The 18,877-nt window shown below is 33.5% G+C and carries 10 protein-coding genes and 2 tRNA genes; 1 reads left to right on the plus strand and 11 read right to left on the minus strand.

Features of this window, described 5'->3' with window-relative positions; all coding sequences use genetic code 11:
* The first annotated feature begins 70 nt into the window (after positions 1 to 70).
* Complete coding sequence (locus CHB80_RS10545) at positions 71 to 2,125, plus strand: DUF7619 domain-containing protein (protein WP_089371436.1); 2,055 nt, start codon at positions 71 to 73, stop codon at positions 2,123 to 2,125.
* Between the two features lie 106 nt (positions 2,126 to 2,231).
* On the opposite strand, the gene CHB80_RS10550 is transcribed toward CHB80_RS10545, so the two are convergent.
* The 11 genes from CHB80_RS10550 to proS form a co-directional block, all read right to left on the minus strand.
* The gene (locus tag CHB80_RS10550; protein WP_089371437.1) at positions 2,232 to 4,457 is read right to left on the minus strand and encodes an NADP-dependent isocitrate dehydrogenase; all 2,226 of its coding nucleotides are present in this window, start codon (positions 4,455 to 4,457) and stop codon (positions 2,232 to 2,234) included.
* A 359-nt stretch (positions 4,458 to 4,816) separates the two neighbouring features.
* Positions 4,817 to 7,138 (minus strand): T9SS type A sorting domain-containing protein, encoded by a 2,322-nt coding sequence (locus CHB80_RS10555; RefSeq protein WP_089371438.1) that lies wholly within the window; start codon positions 7,136 to 7,138, stop codon positions 4,817 to 4,819.
* 48 nt (positions 7,139 to 7,186) lie between these two features.
* The gene (locus tag CHB80_RS10560) at positions 7,187 to 10,330 is read right to left on the minus strand and encodes a CSLREA domain-containing protein (RefSeq protein ID WP_179218132.1); all 3,144 of its coding nucleotides are present in this window, start codon (positions 10,328 to 10,330) and stop codon (positions 7,187 to 7,189) included.
* A 249-nt stretch (positions 10,331 to 10,579) separates the two neighbouring features.
* Positions 10,580 to 12,499 (minus strand): tetratricopeptide repeat protein, encoded by a 1,920-nt coding sequence (locus CHB80_RS10565; RefSeq protein ID WP_143337102.1) that lies wholly within the window; start codon positions 12,497 to 12,499, stop codon positions 10,580 to 10,582.
* Between the two features lie 409 nt (positions 12,500 to 12,908).
* A complete protein-coding gene (locus CHB80_RS10570) occupies positions 12,909 to 13,559 on the minus strand; it encodes a response regulator (RefSeq protein WP_089371441.1) in 651 nt (216 codons plus the stop codon).
* Entirely contained in the window at positions 13,559 to 15,577 is a 2,019-nt protein-coding gene (locus tag CHB80_RS10575; protein ID WP_089371442.1) for a tetratricopeptide repeat-containing sensor histidine kinase, read from the minus strand. Before CHB80_RS10575 ends, CHB80_RS10570 begins: the two co-directional genes overlap by 1 nt.
* Before the next feature lie 666 nt (positions 15,578 to 16,243).
* The gene (gene rplS, locus CHB80_RS10580) at positions 16,244 to 16,594 is read right to left on the minus strand and encodes a 50S ribosomal protein L19 (protein ID WP_089371443.1); all 351 of its coding nucleotides are present in this window, start codon (positions 16,592 to 16,594) and stop codon (positions 16,244 to 16,246) included.
* Between the two features lie 211 nt (positions 16,595 to 16,805).
* Entirely contained in the window at positions 16,806 to 17,057 is a 252-nt protein-coding gene (rpsT, locus tag CHB80_RS10585; protein ID WP_089371444.1) for a 30S ribosomal protein S20, read from the minus strand.
* 30 nt (positions 17,058 to 17,087) lie between these two features.
* Positions 17,088 to 17,159: transfer RNA gene (locus tag CHB80_RS10590), tRNA-Glu, on the minus strand.
* A gap of 58 nt (positions 17,160 to 17,217) precedes the next feature.
* Positions 17,218 to 17,289: transfer RNA gene (locus CHB80_RS10595), tRNA-Glu, on the minus strand.
* A gap of 83 nt (positions 17,290 to 17,372) precedes the next feature.
* Entirely contained in the window at positions 17,373 to 18,851 is a 1,479-nt protein-coding gene (gene proS, locus CHB80_RS10600; protein ID WP_089371445.1) for a proline--tRNA ligase, read from the minus strand.
* Between the last annotated feature and the right edge of the window lie 26 nt (positions 18,852 to 18,877).

Genomic DNA, 18,877 nt, shown 5'->3' on the forward strand with positions numbered 1-18,877 from the left:
TCCATCACTTACTCATTGACCCCTTAAAAAATGATAAATCAATAGTAAGTTTATTTAAAATTACAATACGATGAAAAAAATTACACTCTTATTACTGTTTATCACTAGCATAGCAAGCTCCCAAATAGTAAATATTCCTGATGCTAATTTTAAAAATAGATTAATTACTATAGGTGTTGATACAAATACCGATGGTGAAATTCAAGTTTCGGAAGCGATAGCAGTAACTGGTGTGCTTGATTTAGCTGGAAATAGCATTACAGATTTGACAGGAATAGAAGCATTTGTTAATATCACAATTCTGAATTGTAATCAAAATATGTTAACGTCACTCGATGTGTCTTCAAATACAGCATTACAGGAGTTACGATGTGCTCAAAACCAAATCACAACCTTAAACATATCTAATAATCTAAATTTAGAAGTATTATGGACATGGGTGAATCCTTTAGACGATTTAGATTTGTCGAATTGTCCTGCGCTACAAGAACTGGTGTTATCAGATACAAATCTTTTAACATTAGATTGTAGTAATAATATAAACTTAACAGCGATGTTTATAGCAGGAAATCAATTTTTAGAAACCGTTTTTATAAAGAATGGGAGTGATGAAAGTAGCGGAAATATAGATAGTGGAAGTTGGCAAGAAAATTGGGATTTTGGAAATAACCCAAACTTAGTTTATGTATGTGCAGATGCAGATCAGGTTGTAGAGATTCAGGGATTCGCAGGAACGAATTATGTCGTAAACTCCTATTGTAGTTTTCAACCAGGTGGAGATTTTAATACAATCACAGGGGTTGCACAATTTGACCTTGATGATGATGGGTGTGATGCGGGAGATTCTGTTATTCCATTTATGAGTTTTAATGTAGGCTTAGATCCAGATCCTGCAGACTCTTCTATATATACAGGGTCAATGGGTGATTATAGTTTATATGTAGGAGAAGTGGGTACCTATTCAATATTAGCAAATTTAGAAAATCCATCATACTTTACTGTAAGTCCCTCATCTGCAAATGTGGTAATTCCTGTCATAGACAATAGTACTACCATTCAAGATTTTTGTGTCACTGCAAATGGAGTTGTTGCAGATGCAGAGGTTGTGATTGCTCCTATTTTTCCAGCAAGACCTGGATTTGATGCAACGTATCAACTGGTATATAAAAATAAAGGAAATCAAATGCTATCAGGAACTGTAGATTTTGAATATGATGATACCGTGTTAGATTTTATTTCTGCGACTACAACACCAGACGGACAAAGCACAGGATTATTATCTTTTGACTTTACAGATTTGCAGCCCTTTGAAAGTAGATTTGTGGATATTACATTAAATGTAAATAGTCCTACAGAAACACCTCCTGTAAATATTGATGATATATTAGAGTTTACTAGTGTGATTACAATAGATCAAACGGAAGAAACACCAGAAGATAATGCATTTGATTATAGGGAGGTTGTGGTAGGTGCTTTTGATCCCAATGATATTACTTGCTTACAAGGAGATGTGGCACCATCTACTCATATCGGAGATTACCTACATTATGTTATAAATTTTGAGAATACAGGGAATGCACCAGCACAGAATGTAGTGGTTACTGCTCAAATTGATCCTACAGATTTTGATGTAAATACATTACAAGTTTTAAATGCTTCTCATGGGATGTCTCTTAGTGTTACTAATGATCTGGTTGAGTTTGTATTTGAGAATATTAATCTCTCTTCTGGAGGACATGGTAATATCTTATTAAAGATCAAAACAAATGCAAATTTATTGACGACAGATTTTGTAGCAGCAGAAGCAGATATTTACTTTGATTTTAATTTTCCAATTACTACCAATACCGCCAATACAACTTTTGAAACATTATCTGTAGATGAGTTTTCAGTAGAACAACAAATAATAGTATATCCAAATCCAAGTGATACGGTTGTAACAGTAGATGCTAATTCAACTATAGAATCTATAACCGTATATGATATGCAGGGAAGGGTTGTATTATCTAAAGAAGCAAATCATCAAACCGCTTCTATAGATATCTCTCCATACGCAAAAGGGATGTACTTTATAACCGTAGAGACTACTGTCGGAGAAGTAACAAAAAGAATACTTAAGAAGTAAAGATTTTTTAGTAGGTTAGGTTTACATGTAAAAAACGAGTGCTGTTATGGCACTCGTTTTTTTTATGAAGTATGATTGTTGCTTTATACGCTTTCGCGAAAGCGTACTATGCGTCTATAATTGTATTAAAAGTAGCACTTGGTCTCATTGCCGCAGTTGTCTTTTCAGAATCTACGTGATAGTAACCTCCTATATCCATAGGAGATCCTTGTGCATTATTTAATTCATCTATAATTGTTTGCTCTTGCGAAGCCATAGCTTCTGCTAATGGCGTAAACTCATTTTTAATATCTAGATCTTTATTTTGAGAAGCTAGCTCTTGCGCCCAATACATGGCTAAGTAAAAATGACTTCCTCTATTATCCAATTCATTTACTTTACGAGATGGAGATTTTCTATTTGCCAAGAACTTTATAGTAGCTTCGTCTAATGCTTCTGCAAGAACAGCAGCTCTATTATTTCCAGTAGCTTCTGCTGTATGTTCTAAAGAAACAGCTAAGGCTAAGAACTCTCCAAGAGAATCCCAACGTAAATGTCCTTCTTTTAGAAATTGTTGGATGTGTTTTGGAGCAGATCCTCCGGCGCCAGTTTCAAATAAACCACCTCCATTCATAAGAGGTACTATTGAAAGCATTTTTGCACTTGTTCCCAATTCTAAAATAGGGAAGAGGTCAGTATTATAATCTCTTAATACATTTCCAGTTACAGAAATGGTATCTTCTCCTTTCTTGATACGCTCTAACGTATAACGTGTTGCTTCAACAGGAGACATGATCTGGATATTTAGTCCGTTTGTATCGTGATCTTTTAAATATACCTGTACTTTTTCTATTAATTGCGCATCATGTGCTCTGGTTTTATCTAACCAAAAAATAGCAGGAGTTTGTGTTGCTCTTGCTCTATTTACTGCAAGTTTTACCCAATCCTGAATAGGAGCATCTTTTACTTGACACATTCTCCAGATATCTCCAGCAGAAACAGTATGTTCTAATAGTGTATTCCCTTGATCATCTATAACGGCTACAGTTCCATCACTTTCAATTTCAAAAGTTTTGTCATGCGATCCATATTCTTCAGCTTTTTGAGCCATAAGACCAACATTAGGAACAGTTCCCATAGTGGTAGGATCAAAAGCACCATGTTTTTTACAAAAATCAATAGTTTCCTGGTAAATTCCAGCATAACTACTATCTGGAATAACAGCTTTTGCATCTTGTAATTCTCCAGCGGTGTTCCACATTTTTCCAGAAGTACGAATCATTGCTGGCATAGATGCGTCAATAATAACGTCACTTGGTACGTGTAAATTTGTAATTCCTTTGTCAGAATTTACCATAGCTACACTTGGACGATCTGCATAACATGCCTCAATAGCTTTTTCTATTTCTGTACGCTGTGCATCTGGCAATTCTTGTATTTTAGAAAGGATATTTCCAAAACCATTATTTTCTTCTACTCCTAATTCATCAAATACTGCGTGGTACTTTTCAAATACAGGCGCAAAAAATACACGAATGGCGTGTCCAAAGATGATAGGGTCTGATACTTTCATCATCGTTGCTTTCATATGTAATGAAAACAAAATTCCTTTATCTTTTGCATCAGCTACTTGCTCTTCTAAGAAAGTAATCAAAGCTTTCTTATTCATGACCGTAGCATCAATAATCTCATCTTTTAATACAGGAACAGCAGCTTTCAGTACTGTTTTATTACCATTAGTATCGGTATGCTCAATACGTGTGTTTCCTTCTTGTGATATCGTTACAGATTTCTCATTATGACGAAAATCTCCTTCTTGCATTGTTGCGACATGAGAAGCAGAATCTGCGCTCCATGCACCCATACTATGTGGGTTATTTTTTGCATATTGTTTTACTGGCTTAGGAGCACGACGATCTGAATTTCCTTCTCTTAATACAGGATTTACAGCACTACCTAAAACTTTAGAATAACGTTTACGTATTTCTTTTTCTTCGTCGGTTTCTGGTTCTTCAGGAAAATCAGGGATAGCATATCCATGACTTTGTAATTCTTTTATGGCAGCTGTAAGCTGAGGTATCGATGCGCTAATATTTGGAAGCTTTATAATATTGGCTTCTGGTTTTTTTGCTAATACACCTAAATCTGCGAGGGAATCATTTTGTTTTTGAGCATCTGTAAGATGATCAGAAAAATTTGCAATGATCCTTCCGGCTAGAGAGATGTCTTCAGTATCTATTGCTATGTTTGAGGATTGAGTAAAACGTTTTACAATAGGTAAGAACGAATGCGTTGCAAGCATTGGAGCTTCATCTGTAAACGTATATTTGATGATAGTTTTAGCGTTTGCCATATAAAAGAATTGTTTTTGCTTTGCTCTTAAGTCGTAATAGACTCAAAAGGATTGCAAATATAGCTAATACGATGCATTTATTATAATGTAAGAAGAGGAGGAAATGGGTTAATTTTTTGCAAAATAACGGTAGATGTCTATGTTGAAAATGCTTGTTGAATTATAAGGGTAAAAAACAAAAGCCATATCAATGCAAATACATGCTTGATATGGCTTATAGGTTTATAATTTGAAAATTATAAACTTGGGAATAGTAATGTGTAACTAATGACTAATAATTCAAAGAAGAGAGTTATAAACAACCCCCTTCTCCTCTTTCTAACTTAACTACCAAATCAATTTATTAATCACGATATTTATTATCTAATGATTAATTTCTTAGTAATCGTATTGTTATTTCCAATAATGTGCAGGAAGTAAACCCCTTTAGCTAATTCATTTGTTTGGATGTTTTGTGAGCTGCTAAAATTTTTCAAATCAACTGTTTTAACAATTTTTCCGTTCATGTCTACAATAGAGAGTTGCTGTAATATAGATTTACCCGTATACCTTAACATTACCTGATCTGTTGCAGGGTTAGGGTATATGTTTACGCTTTCGCGAAAGCTAACTTCGTCTATCCCTAGTGGGTCACGTTCTTCAAATAGAACCGTAAATCGTTCGGGCTGTATTCCTTTGTTGGCGGTAAATGTGTATGTGTTTTCCTTTAGGTTTATACTTGCGTTTGTAAGATGGTCTATTAAGAAAATAGGAGTGTTTTCTAAATGTACACCTTCTAAATGATCAATTCCGATAGTATATGCAACAGTCTCTTCTATAGTAGTAGAAAAACCAAGCTGTAATTCTATCTCAGAATTAAAAGATTCTCTACCTTGAATACCAAGGTATTCTCCATCTAAATTTGTAAATAAGGACAGGAAGGTTCCTAGACGTTTTGAATCATACCCTTGATCAAAACCTGCAGTTGCATTTGGGGTAAACCCAATGGCAGTTTGAGCAATTGCTTCATCATACGTTGAGGTCGTAAGATTTAACCAAAGCTTCTCTATTTCTGATGTTGTTTCTGAAGATCTAAAATCAGTATTGTTTCCTGTAACTCGTTGACTATTTGAAAATATAACTGGCGAATTGTTAACCATTTCTGATTGATCAGCCTTGATTCCAAATCCTTGTCCTGATGCCATGAAAGGGCCTGGCGCCGTACCTCCATTAACAGCAGCCAGTCCCATCATCACATTACGCATTGAGATATCATTCATTGAAAAGTTGCTTGTTCCGAAGCCGGGTAAATCTGCTACAGGATTTGTTATGTGATCCCAATAATAGACCTCATTTACAGCAATGTTAGCATTAAGAAAAGCAGTGACATCTATAGCAGATGCGTAAGGATTACCTAGTAGATTATAGTTATTTGTTGTTTCGGGACCGTTATAATTAATTGGTACAGAGATGATTCCTGAGTTTAAAGTTCCTTGTGTAAACTCAAAAGTATAAGAAGAAGTGGGTGAATCATGAGATGGGGAAGGGAATACAAGATTTCCAATTCCTGAATCTGGCAGGGTTCTATTTCCTATATATGGATCTAGATAATCCCCATCATCATCTAGGAAGTTTTCAGCATTAGTAAACTCAGGAAATGTAACTAAATCAATACTATAGGGGGCAAAATTGCTAGGGATAATACCAAAAACAGCTCTAGAAGTTCCATAAACTCCATCTCTAGTTTCTGCACTCATAGGACTACTCATTGCAAAAAAGTTACGAGCAGCTATAGAAGGGGTTACTTTTTGTACTATAATATCCCCGTTATTTATTGTTACTGCATCTTCTTGAACTTGTACAAGACTACTTTCCGAACTTACAAATAATGAACCAGTTGGGTTTACAGTAATATTGTTTTCTATAGAAATATAAGAGTTATTCACAATTGATACAGGGCCATTTATGATGAGTTCACAAGCAGAGAAGGAGCTTAGAATTGGTCCGCCTACTATAGCACTTGTATTAATAATAGCTGTCATAGTAGCATCAGGAGTTCCATTATCCCAAGAATCATTTTCCCAAGTTGTAATTTCTCCTGAGCATGCTGGTTCTGGAATAGCAGCACCCGAGCAATCAAAAGAGTCATCTGTTATTTGTACTCCGGGAAAAGTGAAACAATCGGCACCAAAGGCACCACCACAGGCCGTATAGTTTAGATCTGTAAAATTGTCACTTGATTCAAAACAAATCATAGGATCGATGTCCACTTGACCAGGAGCATTATATCTTATTTTCAAGTGAGTAAGTACAGTTGGAGTTGTTGTGACTGCTCCATTACCAGACGCTATATAAGCAGATTCTGGTGCAATTTGCACATAACTTAGAGAAAGTCTAGAACCAGTATTATCTGTAAAAACAGTTGTCCAAAATCCCGCAGATAGAATATGTGTACCTTCTTCAAAAATAGCATTCCCAGAAGCTTGTGCTGCTGTACCAAATGCATCTGTGTTGTAATTAATATAAAATTGTCCTGTCCCAAGATAAAAATTGGAGGTAGAAGAAACAACAATGTCTACCTCATAATAATCATCATTACCATCATTTGTGATTTGGGCATTTTCTAATGTAAATGAGATGTCTTGCTGTGCATAGGAGATACTCATACTTAATAGAAAAAGTATATATATAATTTTTTTCATTTTTTTAATATTTCTTATTAATACATTTTTAGATAAAAACTGAATGGATTAGTCATTAAAAGCTTGACCTTTTCCTAGATTCGGAATAAGTAATGAGTTGATATCTATGGTCTGTACTTGTCCATTCATATCCATATCTGCTTCTAGATTACTATCACTTCCAAGTAGAGAAATCACGATATTTAAATCTGTACTTTGCACTTGTCCATTCCCATCAAAATCTCCCCCATATAATGCAAATTTTCCGTTTGCTAGTTCTATTAATGAATTTTCCTCACCTTCAACAAACGCTATTGAAAAAGAAAAATCTAAATCTAATGGCGTAGCTGAATTTTCAAATGTCAAAGGGTTACTAGACATAACACCCAAATGGTTTCGGTGATTAATAGATACATAGTAAGATCCAGCTGGGAGTGGAATGTTTATATTGGAAATCCCATCACTATCCAATATAAAGCCATTACGCTGTATTAGCGCAGATTGACTATACAACACTACTGAGCTGTCGTTTTCATCTCTTATTTCTAACCATACCCAATCAACAATTGATTCTGATGGATTACTAGCCTCATCAAAAACACTTTCGTTACAAGTACGTCCATCTGAATAAGGACTTGTAGTAGGAATTAAATTTGCTATACGTAAATCATCTCTCATTAAATCTTCTTCACCTGATAAAGGACTTGTTCCTGCTCCTTGTAAATAGGCTATAGTTCTCAAGGTTATTGGTTCTAAAATAACTTGCATTTCAATTGCTCCTATATCATACCCTTCATTATTAGAGTTTCTAGGATTCCCTATTTGATCTGTAATTTCTGTAGTAGCTGGATTTCCATTGTTATAAGCAGGGCTATTGTTGTAAAAAGAATGACTTAGAGTGTTTCCACCATTATCCGCTAGTGGTAGCAGCAATGGATTATTAACGCCTATAATATTATTATTAGTACCATCTACTATTGCAGTTGTTCCGGTACCTATAAGGTTATAACTACTTTCCAATTCAAAATCATTAGCTGCTATATCTGCTGGAATATTACCCGAAATAATAGAATTTTGTACTGTCCATATCGTAGTATTGACTCCGCCATCATGACTTATTGCTCCTAAAGGTCCTTGTCCTTCACTTGAATTATTGGTTATGGTGCTATTAGTAATGAGCATCGTGGTTGTGCGTCCTGAATTTGTTCTTGTCTCAATGGCCGAACCTCCACTAGGCGCGGTATTTCCACTAATAGTCGAATTATTTATAATTAAAGTTTGACTTGATGACGAATTTGATGCCCAAACTTTAAGGGCTTCTGCCCCGGTATTATCGTAAACAACAGAATTATTAATATTAAGTGTTCCTGCTTCGCTTTCTATTGCAGCACCATAATTAGCATTATTCCCTCTGAGTGTTACACCATCAAGGTTAACGGTTCCTGTCCATACGGAGATTGCCCCTCCATTAGGAGATGTACAAGAAGCTATAGTTACATTGTTAAAATCCGTTTGATTAGTACCTAACAGTAGAATACCTCCACCATACGTTGTATAAGGCCCTTGAATAGTTGAAGAATTACCATTAATCATGGTTAAATCGTTTATTTCCAAATTGAGATGCGCAAACCCATTATAAAATATTCTGGTTGCATCATTTCCATCAATGGTCAAAAGATCTTGACCTGGCCCTTGAATGATCAATGATCCTCCAAATCCACCAGTAGCTCCAACTTCCATCTGACCAAAAAGTATAGCAGAATTTGTGTCATTTGGATCTGTATATTCTGGTGGATTTACAGTGATCGTCTGAGGTGAATTAAATAAGGATGAAAACTCAATAGTATCTGTCCCAGGGTTATTATTTGCAGCTATAAACGCTTCTCTAAGTGAACAATCCCCATCACAAACACCATCATTAGTGTCTTCTGTTTTTGTGACTACAAAATTACTTACAGATTGTATTTCTATTGCGCCAATGTCACTAGTGCCCAATATACCTCTGGTATTACCTATCTGGTCTAAAGGGAGAGTCGTAAACCCAACATTTAATACAGGGCTATTACCATAAGGAATATGACTCTGAGTATTTCCGCCATTATCGGCTAAAGGAGCCAACAATGGGTCATTGACATTTAGAATATTATTTAATCCACTAATTTGAGTAGCACCAGTTCCAATAAGATTATAATCACTATCAACATGGAACAAATCCGTACCTATATCAGAAGGCGAGCCGTTTGCAAAGTTCCCTGAAACAATAGAATTATCTATCGTTCCATCAATTGTACCTGTTCCGCCAAAAGTAATTGCAGCACCAGCTATACCATCACTATCCGATGTATTGTTGGTAATTGTATTACTGTTTATATTATGTATTTGCGTTCGATCTCCGTTGGTAATAAATTCAATCGCTGAAGCGCCACTTGGTGTAGTATTTCCGCTAATGGTCGAATTTTCCATTTTAAAATCAACATCGGCAATATTAGCATGCATACGTATAGGCGAAGCTCCTGTATTGCCATAAATAGCAGAGTTCTTGATCTCGAAAATCCTTCCTTCCTCTTCGATTGCCGAACCGTATCCATCAGAATGATTGTTTCTAAGGGTTACCCCATCCAGATACATATTGCCACCGTAAGACGAGATAGCTCCGCCTCTTAGAGCTTCACAATTTTCTATGGTGACATTAATAAATCGACAATAAGAGCCTAGATCACCGCCTAGTTTCATAAAACCACCTCCCCATTGCGGGTAAGGTTGGCTGTCATTGTTGGTTCCTGGCTGATCGGGTTTTCCGTTAGCTATAGTTAAGTTATTAATCTCAACATCTATATGTCCGAACCCAGCATAAAATACTCTATGCTGTAAATTACCATCAATAGTTAATAGATCTTGACCCGGTCCATTAATGATATAGTTTCCTCCGTGACCACCTGATGGTGGACCTATTTCTAATTGTCCTAGTAATAATGTAATCGTTTGTGGTGAATCGAACAAGGAAGAAAACTCTATAATATTATCTCCAGGAGTTTGATAAGCCACTTGTAATGCTTCTCTTAAAGAACAGTCTGCATCGCAAACACCATCATTAGTGTCTTCTGCTTTTGTTATTGTGAAAGTTGTTTGCGCTTGTGATTGAAAGGCAGATAGTAAAAATGCTAAGCATCCTACTATCATTTGATAGTTTAATTGTCGAATGTAGTTTTTCATGGAGTACATTTGTTATTGTAGTTTTAGGGTTAAAAAACGCTTCCTCCATTTCTTGATTTCAAGTAAAAGAATAGCGTTTTTTTATGTCAATAATTAAAAACGAGTCAAAAGTATTGTCATAAAGAGACTAAGAGGTATTTTGACGGTAGACTAGTGGTGGACACTCCTTAAAAATAAATGGACAAATGGTGGACAAAAAAAAGGCAAATTATTATAAATGCCTTTTTGTTAGAAGATTATGATGTTTTTTTAAAAACTCTGTAGAAACTCATCTAAATCCTGTCTTTGTGTAAGGTTTAGTTTTTTACGCAATCTATAACGACTTTTTTTTACAGAAGAAGGGTTGATATTTTGAAGTATTGCAATCTCTTTATTTTCAATATTCATTCTAATAAGAGAACATAAGCGTACTTCAGTTTTTGTTAGGTTTGGGAATTGACTATTTAAACCTTTATAGAAACTATTACTTAATGTTTCTATACGATCTTGAAAATCATAAGATCCATCATCTACCCATATTTTGTTTTTAATTTCATTTTCTAAATCCTCTAATTCATTAGCTCTAGCTCTTCCTGTGGTCGTTTTTAATTTTTCAAGTTTTTTGACTAGTGTTTTGGCCCACTCTTGATTCTGGGAAATATTAAATGCAAAATCAGTAAGATCCTTTTTTTGATACTCAATTTCTTTATCAAGCATTTGATTTTTCATTTCGGCTAGATCTTTTTTGTTTTTATTGATTACTGCCTTTTGTTTATTTTTTTTGTTGTTAAAATAGTAAAAAGCTCCAGCCGCAAATAATGCTAGCGCAATTAAGAGCATCCATTGAAATTGAACTTTATTCTTAGTGTCTAATAATTCTACTTGAGTGTCTAATAATTCGATTTCAGATTGTTGTTGTTTAATTTCTGAATCTCGTTTTTCCATTTCATAAAGCGTCTGATAATAGGATAGCGCCTTTACTTTTTTTGTACTCTCTATGGAGTCTTTAATAGTAATATATTCTTTTAAATAATCTAATGCTGCGGTATAATTCCCTATCTTTTCATTTGCTATAAATAGAAGTCTATTCGTTCCCATAATCCCACTATAATATGTAGACTCTTCTTGAATTTTTAACAGCTCTAATCCAGTAACTCTAGCTTGTTCATACTTTTCTTCTTTCAAATAGAGTTTTGTTAAAGCCTCTAAATACTGTCTTTTTAAAATAATATCGGGTCTATTGATATCTATCTTTTCTTTAAGTCTTTTAAGCATTGATTTTGCTAAATTCAAGCTATCAGTTTCTACGTAAGAATTTGCTAATGTTTTAAGGGCTGCAATTTCAAACATTTGAAATTGAGGAAATTCTTTAATGATTTCTAATTGTCTTTTATTGTATTTAATAGCAGCTGCGTAATTATTTTGTGCATATTGATTATTAGCTCGGTTACCTAAATTTACTAGATAGGGACCATATTCTTTCATTTGATAAGACAAGGAGTCAATAGCTTGCTGCTCTTTTTCGGCTTCATCATAAAAATCATTTTGTCCATATAATATAGAGAGTCCAATACGTACTTTTAAAATATTGACAGAGTCCTTTTTGTTAAGAAATATAGAAAGTGCTTTTTGATATTCTTGAGAAGCTTTTGCAAATTCACCTATTTGCGATAGCGCAAATCCTTTATATCCTTTATATCTTGCATATTGTGTAGAATCTTTTGCAATTAGAGAAAATGCTTCTGCTTTTTCATACAATGAAATAGATTCTTGTTCAAAACCGGATTCAAAGTAACTATCGGCGCCACTTCCATATAAATAGGAAAGTGCAAGCGTGTCAGTAACCGGTAAATCTTTGGCTATAAAATTCTTAAATAATTGAAGGCCTTCTTCAGTTTGTCTTATTCTATTTACTAAATAAAAAATACGTTGCCCAGTATGTTTGGCTGCTATATTTATAGAATCTAATTCAAAAGCTAGTGTAATTGTTTCTTTTACTATAGAGTCGTATGGAAACTCTCGTCTTTCTCTTGTTAATTCAGAAAGACTGTCTAAGAGTTTAAGTTTTTCAACACCTTTCGATTGGTGGATAATTTCTTTAAGATTGCTAACTTTTGTTGAAAGTGGATTTTCTTGTGCATTGCTTACCAAAGAAATACAAAAAATGCTATAGAATAGTAACGTTTTCAAAGTGAGGTTGTTTAGGGAAATGTTCTATTTAAATATAAGAAAATATATTTTGATGATTTATAGGTTTTTATTGAGTAGTTACATTGTTTGTTTATTAAGAATTATTTGTTGTGTATTACGCTTTCGCGAAAGCGTATTTTTCATTTCCCTAAATTGGTGCTATATTTTTTACCAGTATTATTAGAGATATCACTTGTTTTAGCAATACTAAATTGACAAATAAATAATACAAGAATTTAAATGGTATTTAGGGAGGTTTTCATTTTAAAGTGATATTCATAAATATTATACCTGCAATGTAAATTGAGATCGTATATAAAAAAATAAGCGCAAACGCGTATTATATAAGAGTTAACACGTATTAAAGCAAAAGAAATTGAATTGAACATAAAAAAAGAGTTATTGACTGCTAAAAATTTGATATAATATCTTTATTCTTTAATGCCCAATAGGTAACTGAATTTGTGACGCCTTCAATGCCTAATTTATGAACCATGTTACTTCGATGTTTTTCGATTGTTCGTATAGATACTCCTAAAGTATTAGCTAATTCAGTATTAGGTGTTTTTAGAGCAATTAATTTTAAAATAGTAATTTCAGAAGGTGTTAATAGTTTTATTTTCTTCAATTCTTCAGTAGCATTTTTTAATGAAAAATCATCAAAAGATGGACTGAAATAGACTTTGTCATTAAGTACAGCTTCTATGCATTGTTCTATTTCAAGAAAACTATCTTCTTTTAACAGATAGCCATTAATGTATAGGGATTTTGCCTTTTTTATATAATCTATTTCTCTGAGGTAGGAAAGTATGATAAATTTAGTGTCGATCCCTTTATCTTTTATCATCTTTATGACGTCAAACCCCGTTAATAATGGCATGTTTATATCTAAGATTGCTAATTTTGGTTTTAATCTTAGTATTAACTCCAAGGCATGCATACCATCTTTGGCTTGTCCTATAACGGAATAATGGTTTTTAGTAAACTCATTATATAATCCTTTTAAAAGCATAGGATGATCATCAGCTATTACTAATGAAATATTTTCTTTTTTTATCATTACGAAATGGGTGTTATGAGTTCCAAGGTTGTCCCTTTATGATCACTATTAATAAATAGTTTAGATTTAATTATTTTGGTTCGTTCTAGGAGTGTTTTCATTCCTAAGCCAGAATTTGACTGAATTTTTTCGGTAAATTCAAAACCTATACCGTTGTCTTTTATAACAGTTTTTATAGCATCTGTCTTTTTTGTAATTAATATAGAAACTGATTTTGCGTTCGCATGTTTTACTATATTATTTAATATTTCTTGAATGATACGATATAAATGCAAGGCATTTTGTTTAGACAATATATCATCAATATTATCAATCTCTGAAATGAAAAATAAATCAGTATTAGCATCTACTTCAATGATCATTGATTGTATGCTGTTAGTAATGCCAAGATGTTCGAAAGTAGTGGGATATAAACTTTTAGATATGCCTCTTAATTCCTTCATAGTGTTTTTGGCTAAATCATTAATGTCATTATTTTTAAAGGATTTTATTTTCTTGGTAAGTAACGTAAGTTTTTGTCCAACGCTATCGTGTAAGTCTCTAGCCATTTGTGTGCGTTGCTCTTCTTGAGTTTTTATTAATTCTTGAGAAAATAATTCTTGATTATGTTTTTCTTTTCTAGAGAAATTCCTCGAATGGATTAAATAAATAATTGTAAATCCAAGAGACAGGCTTAGACCTCCAAAAATCAACCACTGATTTTTGATTTTATGTTGTTGATCTAAAACCGAGATTTCTGATTGTTGTTCTGATATTTGAAAATCCCTTTTTTCTGTTTCGTATAAGGTTTGATAAAAAAGTAGTGCTTTCGTTTTTTGTACTGAACTTACAGAATCTTTTAGAGTTACATACGTTATATAATGTTTATAAGAGTTTTTAATATCCCCTAACATTTTATATATATGAGCTAATTTTTCTTCTATAAGATAACTACCTCTTATCTCACCAATAGATTTTCTGTAATCTAAGGTCCAGGTAGCTTCTATTAGGGCTTTATTATAATCTTGAATAGAAATATAATAATCTACAAGTGCAGATCTGTAATTGTCTTCAAAAGGAATAGGTGTGCGTGTTATATATGTTGTTTGAATATTATTGTAAATTTCTTTAGCTTGATCTATACTGTCGTTTTCTGAGTAGGCACTTAATAATCCATAATGAATCATTGGACTTATCCCTAGATTGTAATCTGGTTCATTTACAAGTGTGTATGCTTCTTTTAAATATGCTATTCTTACTTTTTCATTTCCTAACATTTCTTGTTCTAAAGATGCATTGTATAGATTTGGTATTAAAACATTGAGTAGATGCATGCGGCGTGAGAGAGTAAGGATTTCTTCTCGCTCTTTTTTTGCTTCTTCTAGAAAACCTATCTTGGAATATAAGGTAGCCAATGAGGCTCTGACATCTAGAAGCTTTGATGTGTCTTTTGCTTTTTGAAATACTTGAGCAGATTCTATTAGTAATTTAGAAGCTGTCGCATAGTCTCCGGTGTCTTGATATGCGGCAGACTTATACGCTCGTACAATAGCATACTTAATAGAGTCTCGATCTAACAAAGCATATTGCTCTGCCTTTTCATATATGGGAATCGATTCTAATAACTCTCCTGAAAAAAAATAACTATCACCTGCATTAGTATATAGTTGAGCTAAAAGACCAGAATTTTTAACATCTAAATTTAGTTTTTCAAAAGAATTAAATACTTTGATGCCTTCTTTTGGGTTTCTAGCTCTATTAGCGTAATAAAAAATGAGATCTCCTGTTTGCCAAACACCTAAGTGTATAGAGTCTAGTTCATAAGCATAATGAATAGTTTGCTTAACGATAGAGTCAAATTGTAATTTATGATTATAACGAGTAAGCTTAGTAAGACTATCTAAATAATAAAGTTTTTCCGAACCTGTAGAATTATGAATAATCCTTTTAAGGTTCTTAACTTTATTTTGAATAGAAGTTTCTTGGGAATTACAAATTAGGGTACCGCCAAGTAATAGGTGTAATAATAACCGTTTCAATTATAGGGAAACTTTAATTTAACTTAGAGGAGGTATAGGATAAAGATATTGAAAATATCTCTTGTATAATTATATTTTAACTTTAAATAATATATTTTATCTATAGTTAAAATATAGAAATACTTATATCTTTCATTATATGAGAAGAATGAAAAAAACAAAAGCCATATCAATGCAAATACATGCTTGATATGGCTTTTTTGGTATTTTAAATAGTAAAAAACTTGACGTTTGTAAGGGATGTTTCATTCCTATAAAACTATTTAAAATGCCTTCAAAACATGAATTGTAACCTTGAATTACAATTAGGATGTTTTGATGTGGTCGCTTTTACTTAAGATTTTTCGATGTATGCTTTATTGATAGTTGTACGCTATTAATTAATAATACATCTAGCTTTTGCAGCGCTTCTTGTTAGTTTTATCACGACCGAGTTTCTGAATAACATATGTTTTTTGAAACTTTTTTGGGCTAATACAATATGAACAGAATCGCTTATTTCGTATTAAGCTTACCTAAAGATAATTAATTTTATTGCTCAATAAACAGGGGAGTATGATTTTAATTATCAACCGTTTATGAACTTAGGTTGTTAACAATTGTGCATAAAAAAGCTTTTGATGGATATCAAAAGCTTTTTTTATATTTCGTAATGAAGGTGGTTTCTTAAGAACGCTTTTCTTTAATACGGGCTTTCTTACCAGTAAGACCTCTGAAATAGTAGATACGAGCTCTACGTACACTACCTCTTTTGTTAACCTCTATTTTTTGGATAGATGGTAGGTTTAATGGGAAAACACGTTCTACGCCAATAGTTCCAGACATTTTTCTAATTGTAAATGTTTGAGTTCTTCCAGTTCCTCTTAATTGGATTACAACTCCTCTAAAGAACTGTGTACGGCTTTTTTCACCTTCTTTAATTTCGTAGTAAACAGTAATGGTATCACCAGCACTAAATTCTGGTAAATCATTCTTTGTTATAAATTCGTCTTGTACAAATTTTACTAAATCTTCCATGATGATGGATTTTATATTTTTTAAGTTAGTGCAACATTCACGATTCTCGTCAGAGGTTGATCTAAGCGGATGCAAAAGTACAATTTTAAATTACTTAAGCAATGTTATTTTGATTATTTTTTAATTGAATAGTTCTTATACTTTATATGTATAAACAACAAAAAAACTTCTACAGACTTGTAGAAGTTTTTAAATTTTATGGAGAAGCAACTTATAGTGCTGCTACGTGCTTAGCGAGTTTTGATTTTAAATTAGCCGCTTTGTTAGAATGAATAACATTACGTTTTGCTAATTTATCTATCATTGAAACTACAGCAGGATAAAGAGTTTCTGCTTCTTTCTTAGAAGAAAGATCGCGTAATTTCTTGATCGCATTACGAGTAGTTTTATGCTGATACTTATTTCTCAGTCTTTTTGACTCGTTACTTCTAATTCTCTTTAATGCTGACTTGTGATTTGCCATTGTCTTACTTTAATTATATTATAAAATATGTAGCCCGTAGGGGAATCGAACCCCTCTTACCAGGATGAAAACCTGGCGTCCTAGCCGATAGACGAACGGGCCTAGGTAACATTTTGAAACTTAAAATACATGTGTAATTTTTATTTCAAATGTTGTTTTGTAGCCCGTAGGGGAATCGAACCCCTCTTACCAGGATGAAAACCTGGCGTCCTAGCCGATAGACGAACGGGCCTAGAACAATTGCTTAAATTGCGGATGCAAAAATACAACTATTTTCACATGACACAAGTCTAAATTGAACTTTTTTTAAAATATTTAATATGCCTTTGCAAATAGTACTCTTTGAGTAGATGGTGCACCACTATAAACACAGCTTCCATCTTCTTTTGGATTGTCTAATGGAATGCATCGTATGGTAGCTTTAGTAAGCTCTTTGATTTTATTTTCAGTCTCAGCAGTTCCATCCCAATGAGCACTTATAAATCCTCCCTTAGATTCTAATATATCTTTAAATTCATCAAAGTTTTGTACTTCTGTAATATGGGTATCTCTATATGCTTTCGCTTTATTATATAAGTTTTCTTGAATATCTTTTAGAAGCTGCACTACAGTGTCAACAACATCCTCTTTTGCGACAAACTCTTTTGTAAGTGTATCTCTTCTGGCAAGCTCTACAGTTCGTTTTTCTAAATCTTTTGGACCTATTCCAATTCTGAGTGGCACTCCTTTTAATTCATACTCATTAAATTTCCAACCTGGTTTATGAGTATCTCTATCATCAAACTTAACAGTCACATTGTGAAGTCTTAAGTCATTAACAATTTCATTAGCTACTTGGGAGATAGCATCTAATTGTTCTTGATTCCTATAAATAGGGACAATCACCACTTGGTAAGGTGCTAAGTTTGGAGGTAGTACAAGTCCCTGATCATCACTATGGGTCATGATAAGTGCACCCATAAGGCGTGTAGACACTCCCCAAGATGTAGCCCATACATGTTCTTGTTTCCCTTCTTTTGTTGCAAACTTTACATCAAATGCTTTCGCGAAATTTTGCCCTAAGAAATGTGATGTTCCTGCTTGCAGTGCTTTACCATCTTGCATTAATGCTTCAATGCAAAATGTTTCGTCAGCTCCAGCAAAACGTTCACTTTCTGTTTTTAAACCTTTAATGACTGGTACTGCTAGAAAATTCTCTACAAACGTTGCGTATACATTATTCATTAAATCAGCTTCTGCTACAGCTTCCTCTTTTGTAGCATGCGCAGTGTGACCTTCTTGCCATAAAAACTCTGCTGTACGCAAGAATAAACGTGTACGCATTTCCCAACGTACAACATTTGCCCATTGGTTTATTAATAATGGTAAATCTCGATATGATTGTATCCATCCTTTATAGGTATTCCATATAATAGCTTCACTTGTTGGTCTTACAACAAGTTCTTCTTGAAGTTTTGCTTCAGGGTCTACAATAAGTTTTCCTTCATTATCAGGATCTGTTTTAAGTCTATAGTGAGTAACAACAGCACACTCTTTTGCAAATCCTTCTGCATTTTTTTCTTCAGCTTCAAAAAGACTTTTAGGAACAAAAAGAGGGAAGTATGCATTTTGATGTCCAGTCTCTTTAAACATTCTATCAAGCTCTGCTTGCATTTTCTCCCAGATAGCAAATCCGTATGGTTTGATGACCATGCATCCACGTACAGCAGAATTCTCTGCAAGATCAGCTTTTACAACAAGTTCATTATACCATTTTGAGTAATCTTCGCTTCTTTTTGTTAAGTTCTTCCCCATAAAAGGTTATTTTGGCACAAAATTTG

Origin of the sequence: Dokdonia pacifica (assembly GCF_900188275.1) — a bacterium.
Taxonomy (GTDB): Bacteria; Bacteroidota; Bacteroidia; order Flavobacteriales; family Flavobacteriaceae; genus Dokdonia; species Dokdonia pacifica.